A 23908-nucleotide genomic window follows, 5' to 3' on the forward strand; every position below is an offset into this window, starting at 1 on the left:
GAGCTATTCGGCACGCAGGGCGTCCAGCCGGGTGGCCTGGCGCAGCAACGGCAGGGTCAACGCGGTGACCAGCAGCACCGCCAGCACGGCCGCCAGCACCAGACCGCCGACCGCGGGGGCGTCGACCACCAACGGGACGTCGGCCAGCCGCAGCGTCGGAAGGGTAATCCCGATGCCGGCCGCCACCGACAGCGCCACCCCGACCAGCACCGGCACCCCGGCCTGCCACAGCGAGGCGCCGGCGAGCACCCGCACCGGCACGCCGGCGGCGGACAGCGCGGCCAACGCCCGCCGGCGCTCGGTGATCTGCTCGACGGAGAGCATGAGCAGGCTCAGCGCGGCCACCGACAGCACGAACAGCGCGGCCGTCAGCAGCATCGCGCGGAAGGTGGCCAGCCGCTCCTCGATCCGGCCCGTCTCGTCATCGCCGCCGACCGACGTCGACGCGTGCCAGGCGAGCCCGCTCAGCGCCGCCGCCACCCGGTCGGCCAGCTGGTCCGGGCTGCCCACGCCGGCCACGAAGACGCGTGGGGTCATGTCCACCGGTCCGACGTCGCCCAGCGCACCAGGGGTGACCAGTAGGGTGCCACCCAGGTAGGAGGATGCCGCGGTGGACGGGATCTCCGTCACCTCGGCCGGAAGCCGCCACGTCGCGTCCGATCGGCGGAGCTCGCCCTCGTCGTCGTAGCTGACGAACCGCATCGGCCCCGCCGGCGCGGCCGGCGACGCGGCGGGCCTCGTCGGATAGAGGACGTAGAACGCGTCACCGTCGGCGCACGACGGCAGGGTCGCCCGCGCGGTGAGCGCCGCGCAGTCCCCGACCTCCACCCGCTCCGCGTACCCGGGCGGCTGGTCCGCGCTCTCGACCAGCCCGGTACGCACCACGTGTGTCGCGGTGACCCCGTCGAGACGCTCGACCCGCCGCCGCACCTCGGCCAGGTGCTCGGCGTCGGTCGCCACCGCCACCGGCGCGGGGTTCAGCGCCACCGGCCGTCCCGGCGGCGGAGCGGTGCTGCCGATCGAGGCCAGCAGCACCTGGATGAGGATGGTGCCGGCCAGCACGACCACCAGCCCGGAGACGACCCGGCTGGCCGTCCCGCTATCCAGCTGCAGCCGGCGGATCGCCAGCTGCCAGGACGGCGGGCCGCCGTGGACCGCGTGGACGATCCGCTCCACCGCCCACGGCAGCACCGCGGCGATCCCGACCAGCAGCAACACGCTCCCGACCGCGAGCACGAACGCCGCCACCTGGTCCCGGTCGTCCACGGACACCGCCAGAGTGCCCAGCAGCATGGCTCCCCCAGCGCCGGTGAGCAGCCAGCGCCACCACATCCGGCGCCGCGGCGGCTTGCCGGTGCGCACCACACCCAGTGGCTCGACCACCGTGCGGCGCAGCCCGAACAGCGCGGCACCGACCGCCAGCGCGGGCACCGCCAGCACGACGAGCACCGCCAGCGGCCACGCGGGGACCAGGTCCTCCGGGAAGTAGCGGCGACCGAACAGCTCCAGCCCGCCGACCAGCGGGCGCAACCCCAGGAACAGCGCCGTTCCCAGCACCAGCCCGAGCAGCGCTCCCGGCAGGGTCTCCGCCGCGGCGACCCGCCGGACCTGGGCGGCTGACATGCCGACCAGCCGCAGCCCGGCCAGCCGCCGCTCGCGCTGCGCGGCACCCATCCTGGACGCGGTGGTCACGAAGATCAGCAACGGCAGCAGCAGGGCCACCGCCACCGGCGCCAGGATCAACAACGTGGTGATCTCGGTCGCCGCGCCACCGCCGGACCGGCCGAACCCGTACACCTGGTGGGCGGCGGGCTCGGCCGCGAGCTCCTCCGGCGCGGCACCGACGAGCACGCGCAGGTCGTCGGGATCGACGAGGCCGGGCTTGCCGATCACCCCGACGACCGTGCCCGGCAGCCGGGCCCGCAGGCTCTCGTCGCCCGTGGCCAACCGGTCGGCCACGTCGGGGGAGACGACCAGCTCGCCCGACCCCGGCAGCCGGTCCACCCCGGGCGGCACCGGCGCCGATGGCCCAGCCGGCGCCACCCACTCCACGGTGACGACGTCGCCGCGCACGTCCCAGTAGTCCTCGTAGGTGTGCAGCGGCGCGACCCCGGCCCGCGGCTCGGTGATCGGCGCCATGCCGAGCTCCCTGGCCTCGCGCTCGCCGGTCAGGTTGCCGATCGACGCGGCGGCCAGCAGCACCGCGACCGCCAGCGCGATGCCGACCGTGGTCATCGCCAGCCGGAGCAGGGCCGCGCCGGAGATCCGGCCGCCCCCGACGGCCAGCCGGATCCCCAGCGCGAAGTCCTCGACCACCCTCATGCCACCAGCTCCCGCTCACCGGCGCGGCCGTCGCGCACCACGATCTCCCGGTCCGAGTAGGCGGCCACCCTGGGCTCGTGGGTGACCAGCACGACCGCCGCGCCGCTCTGCCGCGCGGCGTCGGTGAGCAGCTGCATCACCCGCTCGCCGTTGAGCGAGTCCAGTGCGCCGGTGGGCTCGTCGGCGAACACCACCCTCGGCCCGCCGACCAGTGCCCTGGCCACCGCGACCCGCTGCCCCTGCCCGCCGGAGACGTCTCCCGGCCGGGACCGGGCCACGTCCTCGACCTCGAGCCGGGCCAGCCACTCCCGGGCCCGCGCCTCGGCGGGGCGCCGCCGCACCCCGGAGAGCCGCAGCGGGAGCGCCACGTTCTCCAGGCAGGTCAGCTCCGGCACCAGCTGCCCGAACTGGAAGACGAAGCCGAACTCGGTACGGCGCAGCTCGCTGCGCTCGCGGTCGGCCATCGCGACCATGTCCCGGCCCCGGTACCGGATCTCCCCCTCGTCCGGCCGCACGACGCCGGCGAGGCAGTGCAGCAGCGTCGACTTGCCCGACCCGGACGGGCCCATCACGGCGAGCACCTCACCCGCCCCGACGGTGACGCTCGCCCCCCGCAACGCCGTCGTCCTGCCGAAACTCTTGTGCAGTTCCCGGCCCTCCAGCACGGGCGCCGTGGGCTGCTCGGTGGTCATCGCCGGACCTCCTTCGCCAGGTCGTCGAGCCGGGCCGCGGTGAGCTCCAGCCACCGCAGGTCGGCCTCCAGGTGGAACAGGGCGTGGTCGCAGATGAGGCGGTCGGCGAGGTCGCCCTCGGTCTTGCGCCGGGTCAGCGTGCGCATCAGCTTCAGGTGCTCGGCGCGCTGGCTGTCCAGGATCTCGGCGGCACCGCGGCCGGAGAGCAGCGCGAGCACGACCTTCGTGTACAGCGTGTTCTGCAGGTAGGGCTCCGGGCTCTCCGGGGTGCGCAGCCAGGTCTCCATGTCGGTGACCCCGGCCTCGGTGATGGTGTACCGCTTGCGCTCGGGACCCTCCCCGTGCTCGACCCCGGCCACCTCGACCATCCCGTTGCGCAGCAGCCGGGACAGCGTCGAGTACACCTGCCCGTACGCCAGGGGCCGGCCGTGCCCGAACTGCTCGTCGTAGGCCCGCTTGAGGTCGTAGCCGTGCCGTGGCTCCGGCTCCAGCAACCCCAGCAGGACGTGGGACACCGACATCCGCCACTCCTTCCCCCGAGGGATTCTCCCTCGTGTATACGCGCAGTGTATACACACGCAGAATACTGGTCACCCCGAGGTCGTGCGGGAAGGGATGAAGCGCTGGTCAGACCCGGCGCAGCCGGCTGAGCAGGACGGTGGACGGCACCGGGTAGGCCCCGCGAGAGCGCACGGAGTCGACCACCGCGCGATCGGCCGTGGCCACCACGATCGGTCGCCCCGCGGGCTCGGCGGCGACCAGCGAGCGGATGACGTCGTCGGCGGGCACGCCAGGGTCGGAGAAGAGCACCCGCACCCCGCGCGGCGCGGCGGCGGGCACCGACAGCACGCCGGCCCCGTCGAAGACCACGGTGACCTCGGCGCCGGTGCGGGCGGCGAGCGCGGCGAGCTGGTGGACCAACCGCTCCCGCTGGTCGGCCAGCGGCAGCTCGGGATAGCCGGTCTTGGTGACGTTGTAGCCGTCGACCATGAGGTGCACGCTCGGCAGCGCGAGCAGCCGGTCCAGCTCGGCCGGGTCACGCACCCCGCGCGGCGCCCCCGGCGCCGTGCTCGCGCCGCGCACCACGTCGGCCGGCCGCCGGCTCGCGGCGCCGCCGAGCGACAGCTCCCTGCGCAGCCCGGCGACCGCGCCGTCGAGGGTGTCGATGAGCAGGGCCAGCCGCACCTCGTCGGCCTGCCGGGCCTCGCGGGCGGACTCCCTGGCCGCGTCGGCCTCGGTCGCCGCCCGGTCGGCGCGTGCGCGCTCGGTGGCCACCCGCTGCCGCTCCCGGTCCAACCGGGCGGTCAGCTCGGCCAGCTCGGCCTCCCGCTCGGCACCCGCCCACTCGGCCTCGACGCGGGCCTGCTCGGCGGCGTCCTTCGCCTCGCGCAGCCGCATGCCCTGCTCGCGCAGCCGGCCGCGCAGCCGGTCGAGCTCGGCCTCCCGCTCCCCGCGTGCCTCCTCGGCGGACCTGCGCGCCTCCGCCAGCTCCCGCCGGACCCGGTCGAGCTCGGCCTCCAGGCGCTGGGCCCTGGCCACGGCCGCGTCCCGCTCGGCGCGCAGCGCGTTCTCCTCGGCGTTCCTGGCGACCAGCCGCACCCTGGACGAGGCGTCGGCCTCACCGAGCAGCACCGCCGCGGCCGCGGCGGCCACCGAGTCGGCGGCGTTCGGGTCGAGCGTGTGCTGCCGGTGCTCACGCAACCACTCCAGCACCGCGGTGCGGAACCGCGACGACTCGCGCAGCGCGGACAGCAGCGGCACGGCACCGAGCTTGGCACGTTTGGCCGGCGCGAACCGAGCCACCGGCCGCAGCTGGCGCGGTACGTCGACGGTGGGCAACCGGCCGAGCGCGTCGGCCGCGAGTTCGGCGATCCGGTCCCGGACCGGCTCGGGCAGCGCCAGCCAGTCGACCGGCTCCGGCGGGGACCCGCGCTCCCCCGCCGCCGGCTCCGGGGCGGCGGCCGGCCGCGGCCCGAAGGGTTCCTCGGGCCGTTCCGGGTGCGCGGACGGTGGCATCTGTCCAGAGTAGTCCCCGGGGCCCGCGGGTCGCTCGCAGCGGAATGTCGGAGGGCCTCCCTAGGGTGCCGATCATGATCGGAGGACGCCGGCAGGGGGCCGCGCAGCTGACGTTCGACGAGCTGGGCACGCCGTTGCGGGACACCACCTTCGTGGTGTTCGACCTGGAGACCACCGGCACCGCGCCGGGCAGCGACGGCATCACCGAGATCGGCGCGGTCAAGGTGCGCGGCGGCGAGGTGCTGGGGGAGTTCGCCACCCTGGTCGACCCCGGTGGGCCGATCCCGCCGCAGGTGGTCGCGCTCACCGGCATCACCCAGGCGATGGCGTACGACGCCCCGCCGCTGGCGAAGGTGCTGCCGGCGTTCCTCGAGTTCGCCGCCGGCGCGGTGCTGGTGGCGCACAACGCCGGGTTCGACGTCGGGTTCCTGCGGGCCGCGTGCCAGGCGCACGGCTACGCGTGGCCCCGGCCGGCGGTGGTGTGCACGGTGCGGCTGGCCCGCAAGGTGATCGGCAGGGAGGAGACACCGAGCTACCGGCTCGCCACGCTGGCCAGGCTGGTCGGGGCGCGGACCGCGCCGACGCACCGGGCGCTGCCGGACGCGCGCGCGACGGTGGACGTGCTGCACGCGCTGCTCGAACGGGTCGGGTCGCTCGGCGTGCACTCGCTGGAGGAGCTGCTGGACTACCTGCCGGAGGTGACGCCCGCGCAGCGACGCAAGCGGGGCATGGCCGCCCACCTGCCGGACCGGCCCGGGGTGTACCTGTTCCGCGGGCCGAACGAGGAGGTGCTCTACGTCGGCACCGCGCGGGACCTGCGGCGGCGGGTGCGGCAGTACTTCACCGGGTCGGAGAGCCGCGGACGGATCCGCGAGATGGTCGCGCTGGCCACCAGGGTGGACGGCGTCGAGTGCGCGCACGCACTGGAGGCGCAGGTGCGCGAGCTGCGGCTGCTGGCGGCGCACCGACCGGCGTACAACCGGCGGTCGAAGAACCCGCGCACGTCATGGTGGGTGGCGCTCACCGATGAGCCGTTCCCCCGGCTGTCGGTGGTCCGGCTGCCTCGGGACGGGGCGCTGGGGCCGTTCCGGTCGCAGCAGGCGGCGCGCTCGGCCGCCGACACCCTCGCCGGTGCCGCCGGGTTGCGGACGTGCACGCTGCGGATCACGGCGGTCGGGGCGGCGGCGACGCCGTGCGCGCTGGCCGAGCTGGGCCGGTGCGGGGCGCCGTGCGCGGGTCGGCAGAGCGTGACGGAGTACGCGCCGGCGGCACGGTCGGTGGACGCGTTGATCACCGGGCGGGACGGTGCCGCGCTGCGGCGGGCGCTGTCCCGGGTGCACGAGCTGGCCGCGGGGCAGCACTTCGAGCGGGCCGCTCGGCGGCGGGACGAGCTGGCCGCACTGGTCCGCGGGGTGGAGCGGGCGCACCGGATGGCCGCGCTCGCCGGGATACCCGAGCTGGTGGCCGCCGCGCCGGACGGGGCGGGTGGGTGGGAGTTCGCGGTGGTCCGGTACGGGCGGCTCGCCTCCGCGGGGGTCGCCCGACGTGGGGTGGCGCCGATGCCCGTGGTGGAGGCGCTGGTGGCGGCCGCGGAGACGGTGGAGCCGGGGCCGGGGCCGCTGCGCGGGGCGAACGCGGAGGAGGTCGGGGTGCTGCTGCGCTGGCTCACCCGGCCGGGCGTGCGGCTGGTCCGCACGGCCGTGCCGTGGGCCGAGCCCGCACACGGCGCCGGCGCCTGGCGGGCCTGGCTCGACAGGGCGGCCACCGCCACCGCTCTGGAAACCGTGCCGTCCGAGGCCGCACGGGTGTAGCGGGGCCGAAGCCTGCCGACCCGAGTGTCGGGTTCGCGGTCGACGACCGTGGATCTCGCCGTCCCGACCGTCGATCTCGCGGTTCCGGGTGTGGGGGTCGCGGATACGATCGGCGCGGTACGAGCACTGCAGCGTCAGGAGGCACACCGGTGATCACCGCGATCGTGATGATCTCCGCCGAGGCGGACCGCATCCCCGAGGCCGCGCAGACGATCGCGGACATCGAGGGGGTCGCCGAGGTCTACTCCTGCGCCGGGGACGTCGACCTGGTCGCGATCGTCCGGGTCCCCGCGCACGAGGACCTCGCCGACCTGATCCCGGCCAGGATCGGCAAGGTGCCGGGGGTGCGGGACACCGACACCCACATCGCGTTCCGCTCCTACTCCCGCGCCGACACCGAGACCGCGTTCGACATCGGCGTCGACGGCGACTGACACCCCGACGCCACCGCGCGTCCCGCGCCCCTCCCCCGCAACGCCATGAAGGCCACCTTCATTGCATCGAACGCAATGAAGGTGGCCTTGATGGCATTACTGCCGGGTTACTCGCCGCTGGGCTTCGGGGTTCGCCAGCCGGCCGGGACCTGCTCGATCTGGCCTTCGCCGGGGCCGGGCTCGGCATGGCCGTTGCCGCGGGCCCGCTCCAGCGCGGCGGTCTCCTCCGCGGGGTCCGGCGTCAGCAGGCTGCCGGGCACCGGCTGGCCCGCGGAGCCGAGCTTGTTCATCTTCTTCGGCACCGGCGCGCCCTGGTACTCCAGCGGCACCGGGTGGCCGTGCTCGTCCACCGGCCCGAGCGGCTGGTGGAGCTCGATGAACTCACCGTGCGGCAGCCGCTTGATGATGCCGGTCTCCACCCCGTGCTCGAGCACCTCCCGGTCGGCCCGCTGCAGGCCGAGGCAGATCCGGTAGGTGATGAAGTACGCCAGCGGCGGGCCGAGCAGCAGCCCGATCCGGCCCATCCACGTCGTCGCGTTCAGCGAGATGTCGAACGTGTAGGCGATGATGTCGTTGAACCCGGACAGCTCCAGCACCATGAAGAACGTGATGGCCATGACGCCGAGGCTGGTGCGCACCGGCACGTCCCGCGGCCGCTGCAACAGGTTGTGGTGCGCGGTGTCCTTGGACAGCTTCCGTTCGATGAACGGGTAGGCGATGAGCAACCCGAACAGGATCGGCATGCCGACCGCGCCGGCGAAGAACACCGGCGGCACCGTGTAGTTGCCGAGGTAGAGCTCCCACGCCGGCCAGATCCGCAGGATGCCGTCGGCCCAGGCCAGGTACCAGTCGGGCTGTGACCCCGCCGACACCTGCGACGGGTTGTACGGCCCCAGGTTCCAGATCGGGTTGATCTGGAACAGCCCGGACATCAGCACGACCGCGCCGGTGACCACCGCGAAGAACGCGCCGGCCTTGAGCGCGAACACCGGCATGATCCGCACGCCGACGACGTTGGTCTCCTTACGCCGCACACCGGGGAACTGGGTGTGCTTCTGGTACCACACCAGCGCCAGATGCACCGCGACCAGGGCGAGCATGATCCCCGGGATCAACAGGATGTGCAGCGTGTAGAGCCGAGGGATGATCTCCCCCGTGCCGGGGAACTCCCCACCGAACAATGCCCAGTGAATCCAGGTGCCGATCACCGGCACCGAGAGCACGATGCCCGACAGGGTGGCCCGGATGCCGATACCGGAGAGCAGGTCGTCCGGAAGCGAGTACCCGAAGAAGCCCTCGAACATGCCCAGGATCAGCAGCAACGCGCCGATCACCCAGTTGGCCTCGCGCGGCCGGCGGAACGCTCCGGTGAAGAAGATCCGGAACATGTGCACCATCATCGCGGCGACGAAGATGTGTGCGCCCCAGTGGTGCACCTGCCGGATGAGCAGCCCGCCCCGCACCTCGAACGAGATCTCCAGGGTGCTCTCGAACGCCCGGGACATCTCCATGCCCTGCAGGTTCTTGAACGGGCCGTTGTAGACGACCTCCTCCATGGAGGGGTCGAAGAACAACGTGAGGTACACCCCGGTCAGGATCACGAGGATGAAGCTGTAGAGCGCGATCTCGCCGAGCAGGAACGACCAGTGCGTCGGGAACACCTTGTTGAGCTGGTGCCGGAGGCCCTTGGCCACGCGGTACCGCTGGTCGACGTTCGTCGCGGCCGTGGCGGCCTGCTTCTCGAGGAAGCCGGAGCCCTTGGTCGGCGTGGTGAGTGAACTCATGACTTACGCTCCCAGAAGCCTGGACCGATCGCCTCGATGAAGTCGCCGCGGGCCACGAAGTATCCCTCCTCGTTCACCGTGATCGGCAGCTGCGCCAGCGCGCGGGTGGCCGGGCCGAAGACCGGCTTCGCGTACTGCAGCGCGTCGAACTGCGACTGGTGACACGGACACAGGATACGGTTGGTCCGCTGTTCGTACAGCGACGTAGGACACCCGACGTGGCTGCAGATCTTCGTGTAGGCGTAGTAGTCGCCGTAGTTGAAGTCCTCCTGGCCCTTGCGCTTGATCACGCGGGCGGCGTCGGCGGGCCGCAGCCGGATGAGCATCACCGGGTTGTCGGAGCGCTTGAGCGCCTGGGACAGGGCGTGCTCGTCGTCGCGCTCGGACTCGCGGAACGGGAACACCGTCTCCATCGCGCCCGCGTCGAGGTCCTCCGGCCGGACCAGGGAGATCTCGTGCGAGTTGCCGGTGTTGCGGCGCAGGTACACGACCTCACCCGGGAACAGCGGCTGCCAGCCGGTGTGCCACAGCGACTCCTTGTTCTCGCTGTTCTTCCACGGGTCGCGGATGAACCCGGCCAGCGGCAGCACCACCGTCGCGAGACCGAGCGCGCCGGCACCGGCGCCCAGAGTGCGCTTAACCAACGAGCGCCGGGCGATGGTGCTGCGCTGACCGCTGTCGGCCAGCTGCGCCACGATGGTCTGCTTGTCCAGCTCCGGTGAGCCCTCGCCACCGCCGTCGTGGCGCTGCTGGATGGCCAGCTCCTGCGGGACGAACTTCTTCGCGTAGAGGAGCACGCCGACCGAGAGCGCGAGCACCGAGACGCCGAGGGTCACGCCCAGCACCGGGGTGTAGAGGCTGTACCAGAAGTGGCCGGTCTCGTCGGTCGGCGGCTCGTACCGCCATGGCCACCAGACCAACGCCACCACGAAGGCCAGCCCGGAGATGGCGCACAGCGCGAACCACAGCGCCACGATCCGCTCGGCGCGCTTCTCCGCCCGGGTGCCCTCGACCGGCCACGGCGTGGGGTAGTCGACGATCTCGACGCCGTCCAGCTTCGTGCCGAGCCGCACCAGCTCGTCGCGGTCCATCCGGGCGAGCTCGTCGTCGCCGGGCAGGTTCGGCTCCTTCTCGCTACTCATGTGCCTACGCCCTCGATCCAATCCACAGGGTCACGCCGATCAGGGCGCCGATCCCCACGAGCCATGCGATGACGCCCTCGGTGGCCGGGCCGAACCCGCCGAGCCCGTTGCCGCCCGGGTTGTTGTTGCCATCGTTCACCGACTTGACGTACGCGATGATGTCCTTCTTCTCCTCCGGCGTGAGCTGCCGGTCGGAGAACTTGGGCATGTTCTGCGGGCCAGTGAGCATCGCGGTGTAGAGCTGCTCCTCGTTCGCCGGCGCCAACGGCGGGGCGAACTTGCCGGCCGACAGCGCCCCGCCCTGACCGGTGAAGTTGTGGCAGGACGCGCAGTTGAGCCGGAACAGCTCGGAGCCGCGCGCGGGGTTGTCGCCGCGCAACTCGGCGCCCTTCTCCGCGGGCCGCTGCGGACCTCCGCCGTTGGCCTGGATGTAGGCGCCCAGCGCGTCGATCTGCTCCGGGGTGAGCTTCGGGGGCTTGCGCTGCGCCTGCGCCTCCTGCCGCACCATCGGCATCCGGCCGGTGGAGGTCTGGAAGTACACCGCCGCCTCGCCGATGCCGATCAGGCTGGGACCGCGGTCCTCCACCCCCTCCAGGTTCGCACCGTGGCAGGTGATGCAGGTGTTGTTGTAGATCTCCTCGCCCTTGCGCAGCAGCGCCGGGTCGCCCTGGGCCTGCGCGGTCTGCGGCTCGGGGGCGAACACGGCGTAGAGCCCGCCGAGGCTCACCAGTGCGACGCCGAGCGCGAGCAGGCCGGAGACGCGCCGCCGAAACTTGGCGCGGCGACCGGCCCGCCGACCGGCGGGGGCGGGGTTCTTGCTGGTGGTCATGTCTGCGGCAACCCTTGCTGTCAGTTCGGCCGATAGGGGGCTGGCGGTGCGCTATCCGGGCTACGGGACGAAGTAGATCACCGCGAACAGCCCGATCCAGACGATGTCGACGAAGTGCCAGTAGTAGGAGACCACGATCGCTGAGGTCGCCTGGGCCGGCGTGAACTTGCTCAGCTTGGTCCGGATGATCAGGTAGACGAAGGCCACCAACCCGCCGATCACGTGCAGGCCGTGGAAGCCGGTCGCGAGGTAGAAGACCGTGCCGAACGCGCCGGACGGGATCGTCACACCCTCGTGCACCAGGTTGATGTACTCGTAGCCCTGACCGGCGACGAAGATCGTTCCCATCACCAGGGTGATCAGGTACCAGCGGCGCAGCCCGAAGACGTCACCCTTCTCGGCCGCGAACACGCCCAGCTGGCAGGTGAACGACGAGGCCACGAGGATGATCGTGAACGGGATCGCGTACGGCACGTTCAGGTGGATGGGCTCACCGGTGGACTCCAGGATCGGCGGCCAGTGGCCGGTGTCGTTCTGGGCCTTGACGGTGAAGAACATCGCGAACAGCCCGGCGAAGAACATGAGCTCGCTGGAGAGCCACACGATCGTGCCGACACTGACCATGTTCGGCCGGTTCAGCGAGTGCACACGCTGGCTGATGGTGGGAGCTGCCGTCGTCACGCGTCGCATTATGTCGTCCTCCGACGCGACGTCGTCGATCGGGTCGCACGGCCCCGGCCCCGCGGGTCGGGCCGCCCCGCGGGCGCCGTCACCGTGACGTCACCGACCGGTTGCCCGAACCCACCGTGACCTGCTCGGACGTGGTGTTCCGGCAGGACAGGCCGCTCCGGTCACGACGTGCTCCACCCGACCGAGTGAACCCGGTCACCGACCTCCACCGGGCGTGCCGGGCGGGACGCGTGCGGGGGAGGTCGGGTGGGCGCTGGGGTCGACGGGTGGTGGACGGATAGCATGCGAGCAGTCCGAGCCACTCCCCGATCCCGGAGGCCGTCGCCATGCCCGAGCAGCCGTTGCGGATCCTCGTCTTCAGCCACCGGCCCGAGGTGCGCGAGTCGATCATCAACGCGATCGGCCGCCGGCCGGCCCCCGACCTCGGCCGGGTGGAGTACGTCGAGGCCGCCGGGATCGCCGAGGTGCTGATGGAGATGGACGCCGGCGCGGTCGACCTGGCCGTGCTCGACGGCGAGGCGCAGCCCACCGGCGGCATCGGGCTGGCCCGGCAGCTGCGCAGCGAGCTCGACGACTGCCCGCCGCTGGTGGTGGCGGTCCGCCGCAAGGACGACCGGTGGCTGGCCACCTGGGCCAAGGCCGACGCCGTTCTGGTGCACCCGCTCGACCCGCTGACCTCCGCCGAGACCGTCGCCGACGTGCTGCGCGCCCGGTCGGCGGCCCCCGTTCGCGGCTGACCGCCATGGCAGCGGTGTCCGAGCCGTCCCCAGCGTCCCCGCCGCCCAGCGCCGCGCCCACCTGGCCAAACCTGCTCACGCAACTGATCGCCGGCACCGACCTGTCCTCGGCCGACACCGCCTGGGCGATGGACCAGGTGATGTCCGGCGCCGCCACGCCCGCACAGATCGCCGGGTTCGCCGTCGCGCTGCGGGCGAAGGGCGAGACGCCGGCCGAGATCGCCGGCATGGCGAAGGCGATGCTCGACCACGCGCACCTCGTGGACGTCGACGTCCGCGCGGTGGACATCGTCGGCACCGGCGGCGACCGCTCCGGGTCGGTGAACATCTCCACGATGGCGGCCCTCGTGGTGGCCGCCGCGGGCGCGCCGGTGGTCAAGCACGGCAACCGGGCGGCGTCCTCCCGGTCCGGGGCCGCCGACGTGCTCGAGGCGCTCGGCGTGGCGATCGAGCTGACCGCCGAGGCGGTGGCCCGCTGCGTGCGGGAGGTGGGCATCGGATTCTGCTTCGCACCGGCGTTCCACCCGGCGCTGCGACACGCCGGCGCGCCCCGCCGGGAGCTGGGGGTGCCGACCACGTTCAACCTGCTCGGACCGCTGACCAACCCCGCGCGGCCGGCGGCCGGGATGATCGGCTGCGCCTACCCGGACAAGACGAGGGTGCTGGCCGAGGTGTTCGCTCGGCGCGGCGGGACCGTGCTGGTGGTCCGCGGCGATGACGGGTTGGACGAGCTCACCACCACGACGACCAGCTCGGTGTGGGTGGTCGACGGCGGTGCGGTCCGCGAGGAGACCGTGGACCCGGCCGCGCTGGGCATCCCGGCCGCGACCGGCGAGGACCTGCGCGGCGGCGACGCCGAGGCCAACGCCGAGGTGGTGCGGCAGCTCCTCGCCGGCAAGCCGGGGCCGGTGCGCGACGCCGTGCTGCTCAACGCGGCGGGGGCACTGGCCGCGCACGCCGGATTCTCCGGCTCGCTGGCCGACGACCTCGCCGCCGGCATGGCCCGCGCGGCCGCGGCCGTCGACAGCGGTGCGGCGGCGGACCTGCTCACCCGGTGGGCGGAACTGACCCGGCGACTGGCTCGGGACTGAACGCCCGCCGGTAGTCGCTCGGGCTGGTGCCGCGCAACCGGCGGAACTGGTGCCGCAGCGCCGCCGCCGACGCGTAGCCGCACGCCCGCGCGACGTCCTCCACCGGAAGCCGGCCCTCCTCCAACAGCGCCTGCGCCCGGTCCAGCCGGCGCTCGGTGAGCCAGCGGTGCGGCGTCGTCCCGGTGACCGCGGCGAACCGGCGCAGGAACGTGCGCTCCCGCAACCCCGCGCGGCGGGCCAGCTCGGCCACCGTCACCGGCTGGTCCAGCCGGCGCTCGATCCACTCCAGCACCTCGGCGATGATGGCCGCGTGGGCCGTGTCGGACGCGTCGGACGGCAGCACCGGGGCCTCGACGAACTGGGCCTGCCCGCCGGCGCGGTGCGGCGAGGCCACCATCCGGCGGGCCAGCGCGGTGGCCGCGGCGATGCCCCGCGTCCGGCGCACCAGGTGCAGGCACAGGTCGACGGCGGCGACCGTGCCGGCACTGGTGAGCACCCCGCGGTCGTCGACGTAGAGGGCCCGCGCGTCCACCTCGGCGGTGGGGAACCGCTCGGTGAACTCCCGCTCGTACACCCAGTGCACGGTGCACCGCCGCCCGTCGAGCAGCCCGGCGTAGCCGAGCGAGAACACGCCCGCGCAGAACCCGGCCACCCAGGCGCCCCTGCCGGCGGCCCCGCGCAGCGCGTCCAGCACCGGCTCCGGCGGGGGCTCGCTGCGCGGTGCGCAGGTGGGCACCACCAGCAGGTCGGCGGCCTTCGCCCAGTCCAGATCGGACAGCCCGGTCAGCCGGAAGCCGGACCAGCTGGTGACGGGCTCGGCGTCCGGCGAGCAGACGGCGAAGTCCCAGCCGTCGATGCCGTCGGCCGTCCGGTCGGTGCCGAACACCTCGCAGGCGACGCCGAGCTCGAACGGCGACACCTGGTTGGCCACGACCACGGCGACCCGCTGCACGTCCACACCGGCAGTGTGTCACAAGCTTTGCGGTCGTTGTCACCTCTGCCACTCGTCGCCACCGGTCGGCCGGTCCACGCTGGGCAGATGACGACGAAGACGGTTCCCCGCCCCACCAGCACCTCGCCCGCGCCGGCCGGTGACTCCCGGGCCCTGCTGAAGTGGACGGCCGCCATGGCGCTGTCCGGCACGATCGGCGCGGTCGTGCTGGAGAGCGGGGCGGACGCCCCGGCGGTGGCGTTCGCTCGCTGCCTGGTGGGCGGGCTGCTGCTGGCGCTGTGGTCGGCCGCGCGCGGCTGGCTGCGCCCCCGCGCCTGGACGATCGGCCGCGCCGACCTCGGCCTCGCCGTGCTCGGCGGCGTGCTGCTGGTCGGCAACTGGGTGCTGCTGTTCGCCTCGTACGCGCTGTCGTCGATCTCGGTGAGCACGGTGGTGTACCACACCCAGCCGCTGCTGCTGGTCGGCCTCGCGGCGGTGCTGCTCGGCGAGCGGGTGACCCGCGGCCACCTGGTCCGCGCGGTCGTCGCGTTCGGCGGGGTGGCGCTGATCTCCCTCGGCGCCTCCGGCGCCGGCGGACAGCCGGTGGGGCTCGCCGGGATCGCGCTGGCGCTGGGCGCGGCCGCGCTGTACGCCGGCGCCTCGCTGGTCGCCAAGCGGCTCGCCCACATCCGGCCGCACCTGCTCGCCGCCATCCAGCTCACGGCCGGCACCGTGCTGCTGGCGCCGGCGCTGCTGGTCACCCCGCTGCCGGGAAGCACCGAAGGGCTGCTCTGGCTGGTGCTGCTGGGCAGCGTGCACACCGCGCTGATGTACGTGCTGATGTACGGCAGCATCGGCAGGCTGCCCACCGGCACCGTGGCACTGCTGTCCTATGTGTACCCGGTGGTGGCCGTGGTGGTCGACGTGCTCGCCTACGGACACCGGATCACCGCCACCGAGGCGGTGGGGATGGCGGCCGTGCTGGTGGCGGCACTCGCTCCGCGACGGCGGTGAGGCTACTCGTGGTTGGGGCCGGTGTGGTACTCGAAGACCAGGCCACCGATGGTGATGAGCAGCGCGATGATCGCGAAGATCAGCAGCCAGACGTGGAAGAACGCCAGCGCCACACCGCCCAGCGCGGCGGAGGCCGCCAGTCCGATCGGCCAGTAGCTGCCCGGGCTGAAGAAGCCCAGTTCACCGGCGCCGTCGCTGACCTCGGCTTCCTCCCGGTCCTCCGGGCGCGGCTCGATGCGCCGGGAGATGAACCGCATGTAGCTGCCGGCCAGCAGGGCGAGCCCGCCGGTCAGGATCAGTGCCACCGTCCCGACCGGCTCCACGCCGTCGTTGGTCATGTACGCCGTCATCACTGCGTAGATGGCGGCCACCGCAAAGGCAAAGACCGTGACGATGTCGAAAATCCGGGCTTCGACCTTCATGGACGTGTCCTCACTTCTCGCGCTGCTGGGGGATCGCTTTCGGCCGGCGGATCAGCCCGAGGCGGTCCGCGCCGTGCGGTCGGTGTTGAACGGCGAGGTGGTGACCGCGCTCGGCGCGCACAGCTCACCGCAGCCCTCGGCCTGCATCGCGGCCAGCGCCTCCCGCGCGGTGTTCGGCCGTCCGGTGGCCGGGTTGATCTGGGTGCGCAGCTGGATGTACCGGTCGTACTTGTCCGGGGACAGCGCGCGGACCTCAAAGTTCATCACCGCGTGGTAGGTGCCGCACAGCTCGGCGCAGCGGCCGACGAACGACCCCTCCCTGTCGATGGTGTTCTGGAAGGCGTTGTCCTGGTTGTTCTTCTCCGGGTGCGGGAAGACGTCCCGCTTGAAGTTGAACTCCGGGACCCAGAACGAGTGGATCACGTCGGTGGAGCGGAGGTTGTACTGAATGGTCCGCTGGGTGGGTAGGACCAGCAGCGGGATCTCGGTCGAGCTGCCGACCGTGCTGATCGGCTGCCCCTCCGCGGTCCTCGCCTCCTCCGGGTAGACGAACTCCCAGTTCCACTGGAAGGCGACCACGTCCACGACGACGTCCGGGTCGTCCTTCTTGCCGAGCACCTTGGTCTCGGTGGTGGCGGTGAAGAAGAACAGGCCGCACACGATGATCACCGGGAGGACCACGGTGAACAGCTCGAGCGGCAGGTTGTACTGGAACTGCCGGGGCAGCCGGTCGGGGCCGTCGCCGTCCTTCTTCCGGAAGAAGGCGACACACCAGAAGATCAGGCCCCAGACGATCACGCCAACGATGAGCGCGGCGATGACCGACCAGGTCCACAGCGCCTGCATCCGCTCGGCCTCCGGGGTCACGCCCTCCGGCCAACCGAACCGCAGGATCTCCTCTCCGGAGCACCCGGTCGCCAGGATCGCGACCAGCCCGGCCAGCGCGGCGACCTTGCCGGCCCGTGCCGGCCGCGAGGCCCCGCCGTCCGGAGCGGCCCCCCGCCGGGGGGTGGGTGACAACCCTGCGCCGTGCCGCTTCACACCGCCTCCTTGCCGAACGTCGTGACAGGCGGAGCCTAGCCGAGCAGCCGGATCCCGCCGACCAAGGGGTAACACTGCCGTGGGGCGGGCTCGGGGGGCCGGCGCCGGGGGCGTCCGGCGTGTCGCGGCATACTCTGGCTCTCGGAATCCGGCCTCGACCTCAAGGTGTGTGAAGACGCGTGTGCGGCCTGCTTGGACTGGTCTGTGCCAGTGAGAACGACGCGGTGAAGGCCAGGGACGCCGTGGGCCGGGCGCTGCGCTGCCAGCGGCATCGCGGCCCGGACGAGACCGACACCTGGGCCGACGGCGAGGTCGTGTACGGCTTCAACCGGCTCGCGTTCATCGACCTCGAGCGCTCGCACCAGCCGCTGACCTGGGGCCCGCCGGAGGCGCCGACCAGGTACACGCTGAACTTCAACGGCGAGATCTACAACTACCGCGAGCTGCGCGAGGAGCTGGCCCGCGAGCACGGTGCGACGTTCGCCACAGAGGGCGACGGTGAGGCCATCGTGGCCGCCTACCACTACCTCGGCCCGGACGCGGTGCGCCGGCTGCGCGGCATGTTCGCGTTCCTGATCTGGGACGCCGAGCGCAGGGTGGTGTTCGGCGCCCGCGACCCGTTCGGGATCAAGCCGCTGTTCTACGCGCAGGGCCCCGGCGGCATCGCGTTCTCCAGCGAGAAGAAGAGCCTGCTCGAGCTGTCCGACGTGCTGGGCGTGCCCCAGGAGCTGGACCGCACGGCGCTGCAGCACTACCTGGTGCTGCAGTACGTGCCGGAGCCGGCGACGCTGCACGCCGACGTCCGGCGGATCGAGTCGGGCACGTCGTTCACCGTGGCGCCGGGCGGGCAGTTGTCCACCGAGCGGTACTTCGTCCCGGAGTTCGCCGCGCGGCCGGTGCCGGACGCGGCCGGTGCCGAGGCGCTGCACCGGGAGATCGCCGACGTGTTGCGCGACTCGGTGGCCAAGCACATGGTCTCCGACCCGGACATCACGGTCGGCGCGTTCCTCTCCGGCGGCATCGACTCGACGGCGATCGCCGCGCTGGCCAAGGAGCGGAACCCGAACCTGATCACCTTCACCACCGGCTTCGAGCGCGAGGGCTACTCCGAGGTGGACGTGGCCGCCGAGTCGGCCGAGGCGATCGGGGTCGAGCACGTGGTCCGCACGGTGTCGGTCGAGGAGATGATGGAGGCGCTGCCGCTGATCGTCTGGTACCTCGACGACCCGGTGGCCGACCCGGCGCTGGTCCCGCTGTGGTTCATCGCCAGGGAGGCGCGCAAGCGGGTGAAGGCGGTGCTCTCCGGCGAGGGCTCCGACGAGCTGTTCGGCGGTTACACCATCTACCGCGAGCCGCTGTCGCTGGCGCCGTTCGAGAAGGTGCCGGGCAGCGTGCGGCGGCTGCTGGGCAAGGTGTCCACCCGGATCCCGGAGGGCACCCGCGGCAAGGACCTGCTGCGCCGCGGCGCGCTGCCGCTGGAGGAGCGCTACTACGGCAACGCGCGCATCTTCCGCGACGACCAGCTCCGCGGGGTGCTGCGCACCTTCACCGAGGGGGTCGGGCACCGGGACGTCACGGACCGCTGGTACCGGGAGTCGGTTGGGTGGGACCCGGTGGCCCGGATGCAGCACGTGGACCTGTTCACCTGGCTGCGCGGCGACATCCTGGTCAAGGCGGACAAGATGACCATGGCCAACTCGCTGGAGCTGCGGGTGCCGTTCCTCGACCCGGAGGTGTTCCGGGTGGCCTCGCGCATCCCGCTCGAGCAGAAGATCACCAAGGAGACCACGAAGTACGCGCTGCGCAGGGCGCTCGACGGCATCGTGCCGGCGCACGTGCTCAACCGGCGCAAGCTGGGCTTCCCGGTGCCGATCCGGCTGTGGCTGCGCGACGAGATGTACGACTGGGCGCGCGGGATCATCGCCGACTCGAAGACCGACGAGCTGCTGGACAAGAAGGCCGTGCGGGCGCTGCTCGACGAGCACCGGGCGGGCACGCTGGACCACAGCCGCCGGCTGTGGGCGCTGCTGGTGTTCATGATCTGGCACGGGATCTTCGTCGAGCACCGGATCACCCCGGAGGTCCCCGAACCCCAGTACCCCGTCCACGTCTGACCCGGTGTGTCCGCGCGTTATGCGCACGTGTCCGCGTCGTGCGGCGCGGACACGTGCGCACAGAGCGCGGACACGCGTACGTGGAGCGCGGACACGGCGGCCCGGGCGTGGAGCTCGTGGTCAGGTGGGGAGGACGGGGGCGATCTCGTCGGCGGCGTCGGGGCCGAAGGCGTCGCGCAGGCGGGTGAGGGCGCTGTCGCGGTCGAAGGTCCACTCCTGCGGGCCGACGACCTCCAGCACGAGCACGGCGATCAGCGACCCGAGCTGCGCGGCGCGCTGCACGCCCAGCCCGCCGTGCAGCGCGGCGAGGAACCCGGCGCGAAAGCCGTCGCCGATGCCGGTGGGGTCGGCCTTGGCGGTCTCGGGCACGGCGCCGACCTGCAGGGCGGTGCCGTCGGCGCCGACGATCTCCACGCCCTTCTCGCCGAGCGTGGTGACCCGCATGCCGACCCTGGACAGCACGTCCGCCTCGGTCCAGCCGGTCTTGCGCAGCAGCAGCTCCCACTCGTAGTCGTTGCTGAACAGGTACCGGGCCCCGGCGACGAAGTCGCGGGCCTGCTCGCCGTCCATCCTGGCGAGCTGCTGCGAGGGGTCGGCGATGAACGGGTAGTCACGCTGCCGGCACTCCTCGGCGTGCCGCAGCATCGCGTCCGGGTCGTCGGGACTGATCATCACCAGGTCGAGCCCGCCGACCCTGTCGACGACGGGGGCGAGCTCGATGTTGCGGGCCTCGGCCATCGCGCCGGCGTAGAACGTGGAGATCTGGCACAGGTCCTCGTCGGTGGTGGCGACGAATCGGGCGGTGTGCGCGACCTCGGAGACGTGCACGCCGGAGGTGTCCACGCCGTGCCGTTCCAGCCAGGCGCGGTAGTCGGCGAAGTCGGCACCGACGGCGCCGACCAGGACGGGCCGCACGCCGAGCACACCGAGCCCGTAGGCGATGTTGGCGCCGATGCCGCCGCGGCGAACCACGAGGTCGTCGGCGAGGAAGCTCAGGGACACCCGGTGCAGCTGCTCGGCGACGAGCTGCTCGGCGAACCGGCCGGGAAAGTGCATCAGGTGGTCGGTTGCGATGCTGCCGCACACCGCGATCCGCGCCTTGGCTGCCACCGGCTCTCCTTCGGGTCGATCGGCGCTCGGTCGACGGCCGGCGGGTGCCGGCCGCCCGGTGGGAGTAACCCGTCCGGGCAGTTTCCGGGGAATTCCACCCCGCCGTCCGACACTACCGGGAGGTAGGGGTTTCCGGCTCGAGAACCGGTCCATAACGTCGTGCAGATGAGCCGTATCCACGAGCCCGAGACCCTCGGCGAGCTGATCGCCGACTGCGCGGAGATCCCGACGGACCTGCGCCCCGGACCTCCGCCCGCCCCCCGGTCCACGGTCGTCGAGCCGTGGACGGTCGACGACGCCTGCCTGGCCCAGGTCGCCGACCTGGACACCTACGTCTGACCGAACCACCCGCCCCAGTCCTGGGCAGGACGCCCCCCACGCGGGCGGGCTGTGGTCCCCCGCGCGGCAATGCCGCGGGCAGGCCAACGTCACGCACCAACGGACGGCGCCCAACACCCTGGAGGGGCCGGCGGGCGCTGGTCACCACCCCAACTCGAGGAGTGGCGCTGCCTCACCAGCCGAACATGAAGACGGGCGCTGGTCACTCGAGAAAGTGACCAGCGCCCGCCAACGTGATGGAGCTCGCACTGTGGGGTGTGCGGGGGTCGCCCCCGCAACAACGCCTCAGTGGAAGCTGTCGCCGCAGGCGCAGGAGCCACCCGCGTTGGGGTTGTCGATGGTGAAGCCCTGCTTCTCGATGGTGTCGACGAAGTCGATGGAGGCGCCGTCGACGTACGGTGCGCTCATCCGGTCGACCGCGACGCGGAGCCCGTTGAACTCGCGGAACAGGTCGCCGTCCAGCGTGCGCTCGTCGAAGAACAGCTGGTAGCGCAGTCCCGCGCAGCCGCCCGGCTGCACGGCGAGGCGCAGGTGCATGTCGTCGCGGCCCTCCTGCTCGAGCAGGGCCTTCGCCTTGGCCGCGGCGGCCTCGGTCAACGTCACGCCGTGGGTCGCTTCGCCGGCCTCGGCCTGGGTGGTGCCGGTCTGCTCAGCGGTCGTCATGGATCTCCCTCGGGTGTAGCTGTCGCGGGAACGATGGTACTGCCAGTGCCAACACACGGTGTTCCCGTTGTGTTCCACACCGCCCGCCGGACGGGTGGCGCTGCCCCCATGGTGACACAGGTGCCCGAGGTGCCTGATCTCACGCAGGTCGGCTGCCATATCCTGATCGGGTGAGGTTCCTGCGCCGCAACAGCACCGAAGAGGCCGACACCGCCACCGTCGAGGTCGAGGAGAGCGGCGAGACCCACGTGGGCAGGGGGTACACGCCGGGCAAGGGCCGGCCGACCCCGAAGCGCCGGGAGGCGGAGCGTCGCCGCGGGCCGGTCGCGCCGCCGCCGCGGAGCACCAAGGAGGCGATCCGGCGCAACCGGGAGCTGCGTAAGAAGAACCCGGTCTCCAAGGAGGAGCGCCGGGCCGCCGCGCGGGAGCGTCGCGAGCGGATGAACGCCGGTGACGACCGTTACCTGCTGCCCCGCGACCGCGGCCCGGTGAAGGCGTACGTGCGTGACCTGGTCGACTCCCGGCGGCACGTGCTGGGCCTGTTCATGCCGCTGGCGATCGTGGTGTTCATCGCGTTGCTGGTGCCGTACCCGGCGGTGCAGCAGTACGCGACGCTGCTGACCACGGTGATGCTGCTCGGCATGATCGTCGAGGGCGTGCTCAACGGCCGGCGGGTGGCCAGGCAGGTGCGGGAGAAGTTCCCCAAGGAGAACATCAAGGGCTTCTCGATCGGCTGGTACGCGTTCATTCGGGCGAGCCAGATCCGGCGGTTGCGGGTGCCCAAGCCGCGGGTGCGGCCGGGCAACCCGGTGCCCGACCCGCGGTAGGACGGGCGGCTGGAGCGCGCTCCAGGTCGTTAGCAACGCGAAAGGTATCGGCTAGGCTGGCCGGCATGGAGTTTCGACGCCTCGGCCGCAGCGGCCTCTCGGTCAGTGAGATCTCGTACGGCAACTGGATCACCCACGGCTCCCAGGTGGAGGAGGACCAGGCGCACGCCTGCATCCACGCCGCGCTGGACGCCGGCATCACCACCTTCGACACTGCCGACGTCTACGCGAACACCGCGGCGGAGTCGGTGCTCGGCCGGGGGCTGGCCGGGCAGCGCCGGGAGAGCCTGGAGATCTTCACCAAGGTGTTCTGGCCGACCGGGCCCGGCGGGCCGAACGACCGGGGGCTGGGCCGCAAGCACATCATGGAGTCGGCGCACGCGTCGCTGAAGCGGCTGCAGACCGACTACATCGACCTCTACCAGGCGCACCGGTTCGACCGGACGGTGCCGCTGGAGGAGACGATGCTCGCCTTCGCCGACCTGGTGCGGCAGGGCAAGGTGCTCTACGTCGGCGTCTCGGAGTGGACGGCCGAGCAGATCACCCGCGGCGCCGCGCTGGCCCGCGAGCTGAGGATCCCGTTCGTGTCGAACCAACCGCAGTACAGCATGCTGTGGCGGGTGATCGAGAGCCAGGTGATCCCGGCGTGCGAGCGGGAGGGGCTCAGCCAGATCGTCTGGTCGCCGATCGCGCAGGGCGTGCTGACCGGCAAGTACAAGCCGGGGCAGCCACCGCCGGCGGGGTCGCGGGCGACCGACGAGAAGGGCGGCGCGACCTTCGTCAAGGGCTTCCTGCGGGACGAGGTGCTCGAGCGGGTGCAGCGGTTGGAGCCGCTGGCCAAGGAGGCCGGGTTGACGCAGGCCCAGCTGGCGGTGGCGTGGGTGCTGCAGAACCCGAACGTGGCCTCGGCGATCATCGGCGCCACCCGGCCGGAGCAGGTGCGGGAGAACGTCAAGGCCGCCGGCGTGACGCTGGACGCCGACCTGCTCGCCAAGATCGACGAGGTGCTCGAGGACGTCGTCGAGCGCGACCCGCGGCGGACGGTCAGCCCCTGATCGTCGCTCGTGATCGAACGAACGGGCCGGTGGCCGGGGACGTCCCAGGCCACCGGCCCGACGTCGTGCTGGCCCTCCTCACTCGGCCGCGACCGAACGGCCGGCGAGCACGCGCTCGGCGACCGCGAGGTCGTGCGCGTAGGTGACCTTGAGGTTGGTCGGCTCGCCGGGCACCCGGCGGACCGTGAGGTCGGTGAACCGCTCGACGCACGAGGCGGTGTCGGTGCCGGCGAAACCCTCGCGGGCGGCACGCTCGTAGGCGGCCAGCAGGGGCGCGGCGGAGAACCCCTGCGGGGTCTGCGCCCGGACCAGCATGCCCGGCGGCCGGCCGGCCAGGCGGGACCCGGTGCCGTCGACCGCGGCGAGGTCGTCGGCGGTCAGCCCGGGCACCGCTCCCCCGTGCTCGCGCGCCGCGGCCAACACCGAGGTGACCAGCCGCGGGGAGACCAGCGGGCGCGCGCCGTCGTGCAGCAGCACGGTGTCCACCGCGCCCGCGCCGATCCGCTCCGCCAGCTGGCGCAGCGCGTTGAGCTCGGACTCCTGCCGGGTGGCGCCGCCGGGCACCACCTCGATTCCCGGGCCGGCGACCTCCGCCGCGAGCTCGGCGTCCTGCGGTCGGATCACCAGCACCAGCACGCCGACGTCCGGGGCGCGCGCGAACGCGGCCAACGACCAGGCGACCAGCGGGCGCCCGGCGAGCGGCAGGTACACCTTGTTCCGCCGCGCGCCGACCCGGGTGCCCGCACCGCTGGCCAGCACCACACCGGCTGCGGTCGGGGAGGCGGGTGGCACGCCGGACAGCATACGGACGGGCGGCGCGCACCCGGTAGCGTTCCCACCGTGG

At 72.7% G+C, this 23908-nt stretch carries 23 protein-coding genes; 9 read left to right on the forward strand and 14 right to left on the reverse strand.

All coding sequences use genetic code 11. The features are described 5' to 3' along the window. Positions 1–3 precede the first annotated feature (3 nt). From BM051_RS19145 to BM051_RS19160, 4 genes are all read right to left on the reverse strand, one after another. Positions 4–2322: an FtsX-like permease family protein gene (locus BM051_RS19145; protein WP_243859289.1), complete on the reverse strand. Its 2319-nt coding sequence runs from the start codon at positions 2320–2322 to the stop codon at positions 4–6. Next, on the reverse strand, positions 2319–3014 hold the full coding sequence (locus tag BM051_RS19150) for an ABC transporter ATP-binding protein (RefSeq protein WP_092531948.1): 696 nt from the start codon (positions 3012–3014) through the stop codon (positions 2319–2321). The genes BM051_RS19145 and BM051_RS19150 overlap by 4 nt, the downstream gene beginning before the upstream one ends. Then, complete coding sequence (locus tag BM051_RS19155) at positions 3011–3535, reverse strand: PadR family transcriptional regulator (protein ID WP_092531950.1); 525 nt, start codon at positions 3533–3535, stop codon at positions 3011–3013. The genes BM051_RS19150 and BM051_RS19155 overlap by 4 nt, the downstream gene beginning before the upstream one ends. A 106-nt stretch (positions 3536–3641) precedes the next feature. Next, positions 3642–5030, reverse strand: a complete 1389-nt coding sequence (locus BM051_RS19160) for an NYN domain-containing protein (RefSeq protein WP_092531953.1) — start codon at positions 5028–5030, stop codon at positions 3642–3644. 74 nt (positions 5031–5104) lie between these two features. Here BM051_RS19160 and BM051_RS19165 point away from each other — a divergent pair, with 74 nt between their 5' ends. After that, the gene (locus BM051_RS19165) at positions 5105–6841 is read left to right on the forward strand and encodes a DEDD exonuclease domain-containing protein (protein WP_092532208.1); all 1737 of its coding nucleotides are present in this window, start codon (positions 5105–5107) and stop codon (positions 6839–6841) included. Positions 6842–6990: 149 nt separating this feature from the next. After that, positions 6991–7275 carry an Lrp/AsnC family transcriptional regulator gene (locus BM051_RS19170; RefSeq protein WP_092531956.1) on the forward strand — a complete coding sequence of 95 codons (285 nt, stop codon included), beginning with the start codon at positions 6991–6993 and terminating at the stop codon, positions 7273–7275. Between the two features lie 107 nt (positions 7276–7382). Here BM051_RS19170 and qcrB read toward each other — a convergent pair whose 3' ends face one another. From qcrB to ctaE, 4 genes are read right to left on the reverse strand one after another with little or no spacing between them, the layout of a single operon-like run. After that, a complete protein-coding gene (gene qcrB / locus BM051_RS19175) occupies positions 7383–9059 on the reverse strand; it encodes a cytochrome bc1 complex cytochrome b subunit (RefSeq protein WP_092531958.1) in 1677 nt (558 codons plus the stop codon). Further along, positions 9056–10201 (reverse strand): cytochrome bc1 complex Rieske iron-sulfur subunit, encoded by a 1146-nt coding sequence (qcrA, locus tag BM051_RS19180; protein WP_092531961.1) that lies wholly within the window; start codon positions 10199–10201, stop codon positions 9056–9058. The genes qcrB and qcrA overlap by 4 nt, the downstream gene beginning before the upstream one ends. A 4-nt stretch (positions 10202–10205) precedes the next feature. After that, a complete protein-coding gene (gene qcrC / locus BM051_RS19185) occupies positions 10206–11030 on the reverse strand; it encodes a cytochrome bc1 complex diheme cytochrome c subunit (RefSeq protein WP_092531964.1) in 825 nt (274 codons plus the stop codon). A 60-nt stretch (positions 11031–11090) separates the two neighbouring features. Then, a complete protein-coding gene (gene ctaE, locus BM051_RS19190) occupies positions 11091–11720 on the reverse strand; it encodes an aa3-type cytochrome oxidase subunit III (protein WP_092531967.1) in 630 nt (209 codons plus the stop codon). Between the two features lie 326 nt (positions 11721–12046). Between ctaE and BM051_RS19195 the strand changes: the two genes are divergently transcribed. Both BM051_RS19195 and trpD read left to right on the forward strand, forming a co-directional pair. Continuing rightward, entirely contained in the window at positions 12047–12457 is a 411-nt protein-coding gene (locus BM051_RS19195) for a hypothetical protein (RefSeq protein WP_092531970.1), read from the forward strand. A gap of 5 nt (positions 12458–12462) precedes the next feature. Further along, positions 12463–13548, forward strand: a complete 1086-nt coding sequence (trpD, locus tag BM051_RS19200; protein WP_092531973.1) for an anthranilate phosphoribosyltransferase — start codon at positions 12463–12465, stop codon at positions 13546–13548. Here the strand turns inward: trpD and BM051_RS19205 are convergent. Beyond that, a complete protein-coding gene (locus BM051_RS19205) occupies positions 13505–14506 on the reverse strand; it encodes a GlxA family transcriptional regulator (protein ID WP_092531976.1) in 1002 nt (333 codons plus the stop codon). The genes trpD and BM051_RS19205 overlap by 44 nt on opposite strands. Before the next feature lie 168 nt (positions 14507–14674). On the opposite strand from BM051_RS19205, the gene BM051_RS19210 reads away from it, so the two are divergent. Then, positions 14675–15493: a DMT family transporter gene (locus BM051_RS19210; protein WP_177216970.1), complete on the forward strand. Its 819-nt coding sequence runs from the start codon at positions 14675–14677 to the stop codon at positions 15491–15493. Between the two features lie 2 nt (positions 15494–15495). On the opposite strand, the gene BM051_RS19215 is transcribed toward BM051_RS19210, so the two are convergent. Together BM051_RS19215 and ctaC are read right to left on the reverse strand one after the other, a co-directional pair. After that, positions 15496–15915, reverse strand: a complete 420-nt coding sequence (locus tag BM051_RS19215; protein WP_092531982.1) for a cytochrome c oxidase subunit 4 — start codon at positions 15913–15915, stop codon at positions 15496–15498. A 51-nt stretch (positions 15916–15966) separates the two neighbouring features. Continuing rightward, complete coding sequence (gene ctaC / locus BM051_RS19220; protein ID WP_243859364.1) at positions 15967–16857, reverse strand: aa3-type cytochrome oxidase subunit II; 891 nt, start codon at positions 16855–16857, stop codon at positions 15967–15969. A gap of 278 nt (positions 16858–17135) precedes the next feature. On the opposite strand from ctaC, the gene asnB reads away from it, so the two are divergent. Continuing rightward, positions 17136–19070 (forward strand): asparagine synthase (glutamine-hydrolyzing), encoded by a 1935-nt coding sequence (gene asnB, locus BM051_RS19225; RefSeq protein ID WP_092531985.1) that lies wholly within the window; start codon positions 17136–17138, stop codon positions 19068–19070. A gap of 120 nt (positions 19071–19190) precedes the next feature. Here asnB and BM051_RS19230 read toward each other — a convergent pair whose 3' ends face one another. Further along, positions 19191–20180: a carbohydrate kinase family protein gene (locus BM051_RS19230; RefSeq protein WP_092531988.1), complete on the reverse strand. Its 990-nt coding sequence runs from the start codon at positions 20178–20180 to the stop codon at positions 19191–19193. A 165-nt stretch (positions 20181–20345) separates the two neighbouring features. Here BM051_RS19230 and BM051_RS29135 point away from each other — a divergent pair, with 165 nt between their 5' ends. After that, a complete protein-coding gene (locus BM051_RS29135; RefSeq protein WP_166677606.1) occupies positions 20346–20519 on the forward strand; it encodes a hypothetical protein in 174 nt (57 codons plus the stop codon). A 285-nt stretch (positions 20520–20804) separates the two neighbouring features. Here the strand turns inward: BM051_RS29135 and BM051_RS19235 are convergent, their stop codons facing one another. Continuing rightward, entirely contained in the window at positions 20805–21182 is a 378-nt protein-coding gene (locus BM051_RS19235) for a HesB/IscA family protein (protein ID WP_092531991.1), read from the reverse strand. A 170-nt stretch (positions 21183–21352) separates the two neighbouring features. Between BM051_RS19235 and BM051_RS19240 the strand changes: the two genes are divergently transcribed. Both BM051_RS19240 and BM051_RS19245 read left to right on the forward strand, forming a co-directional pair. Beyond that, positions 21353–22009, forward strand: coding sequence for a DUF3043 domain-containing protein (locus BM051_RS19240; protein WP_092531994.1), 657 nt, complete (start codon positions 21353–21355; stop codon positions 22007–22009). A 65-nt stretch (positions 22010–22074) separates the two neighbouring features. Next, positions 22075–23064, forward strand: a complete 990-nt coding sequence (locus BM051_RS19245; RefSeq protein ID WP_092531997.1) for an aldo/keto reductase family protein — start codon at positions 22075–22077, stop codon at positions 23062–23064. Between the two features lie 78 nt (positions 23065–23142). Here BM051_RS19245 and BM051_RS19250 read toward each other — a convergent pair whose 3' ends face one another. Further along, on the reverse strand, positions 23143–23868 hold the full coding sequence (locus BM051_RS19250) for an IspD/TarI family cytidylyltransferase (protein ID WP_092532000.1): 726 nt from the start codon (positions 23866–23868) through the stop codon (positions 23143–23145). Positions 23869–23908 lie beyond the last annotated feature (40 nt).

The sequence above is a fragment of the Amycolatopsis arida genome (assembly GCF_900115565.1).
GTDB classification, from domain to species: Bacteria; Actinomycetota; Actinomycetes; order Mycobacteriales; family Pseudonocardiaceae; genus Yuhushiella; species Yuhushiella arida.

Excerpts from the sequence above, each read along its gene's own strand:
- BM051_RS19235 (WP_092531991.1), bottom strand. The coding sequence starts at position 21,182 with ATGACGACCGCTGAGCAGACCGGCACCACCCAGGCCGAGGCCGGCGAA.
- BM051_RS19155 (WP_092531950.1), bottom strand. The coding sequence starts at position 3,535 with ATGTCGGTGTCCCACGTCCTGCTGGGGTTGCTGGAGCCGGAGCCACGG.
- BM051_RS19195 (WP_092531970.1), top strand. The coding sequence starts at position 12,047 with ATGCCCGAGCAGCCGTTGCGGATCCTCGTCTTCAGCCACCGGCCCGAG.
- trpD (WP_092531973.1), top strand. The coding sequence starts at position 12,463 with ATGGCAGCGGTGTCCGAGCCGTCCCCAGCGTCCCCGCCGCCCAGCGCC.
- qcrB (WP_092531958.1), bottom strand. The coding sequence starts at position 9,059 with ATGAGTTCACTCACCACGCCGACCAAGGGCTCCGGCTTCCTCGAGAAG.
- BM051_RS19245 (WP_092531997.1), top strand. The coding sequence starts at position 22,075 with ATGGAGTTTCGACGCCTCGGCCGCAGCGGCCTCTCGGTCAGTGAGATC.
- BM051_RS19145 (WP_243859289.1), bottom strand. The coding sequence starts at position 2,322 with ATGAGGGTGGTCGAGGACTTCGCGCTGGGGATCCGGCTGGCCGTCGGG.
- BM051_RS29135 (WP_166677606.1), top strand. The coding sequence starts at position 20,346 with ATGAGCCGTATCCACGAGCCCGAGACCCTCGGCGAGCTGATCGCCGAC.
- BM051_RS19210 (WP_177216970.1), top strand. The coding sequence starts at position 14,675 with ATGGCGCTGTCCGGCACGATCGGCGCGGTCGTGCTGGAGAGCGGGGCG.
- BM051_RS19250 (WP_092532000.1), bottom strand. The coding sequence starts at position 23,868 with ATGCTGTCCGGCGTGCCACCCGCCTCCCCGACCGCAGCCGGTGTGGTG.
- BM051_RS19215 (WP_092531982.1), bottom strand. The coding sequence starts at position 15,915 with ATGAAGGTCGAAGCCCGGATTTTCGACATCGTCACGGTCTTTGCCTTT.
- qcrA (WP_092531961.1), bottom strand. The coding sequence starts at position 10,201 with ATGAGTAGCGAGAAGGAGCCGAACCTGCCCGGCGACGACGAGCTCGCC.
- BM051_RS19150 (WP_092531948.1), bottom strand. The coding sequence starts at position 3,014 with ATGACCACCGAGCAGCCCACGGCGCCCGTGCTGGAGGGCCGGGAACTG.
- BM051_RS19165 (WP_092532208.1), top strand. The coding sequence starts at position 5,105 with ATGATCGGAGGACGCCGGCAGGGGGCCGCGCAGCTGACGTTCGACGAG.
- qcrC (WP_092531964.1), bottom strand. The coding sequence starts at position 11,030 with ATGACCACCAGCAAGAACCCCGCCCCCGCCGGTCGGCGGGCCGGTCGC.
- ctaE (WP_092531967.1), bottom strand. The coding sequence starts at position 11,720 with ATGCGACGCGTGACGACGGCAGCTCCCACCATCAGCCAGCGTGTGCAC.
- BM051_RS19160 (WP_092531953.1), bottom strand. The coding sequence starts at position 5,030 with ATGCCACCGTCCGCGCACCCGGAACGGCCCGAGGAACCCTTCGGGCCG.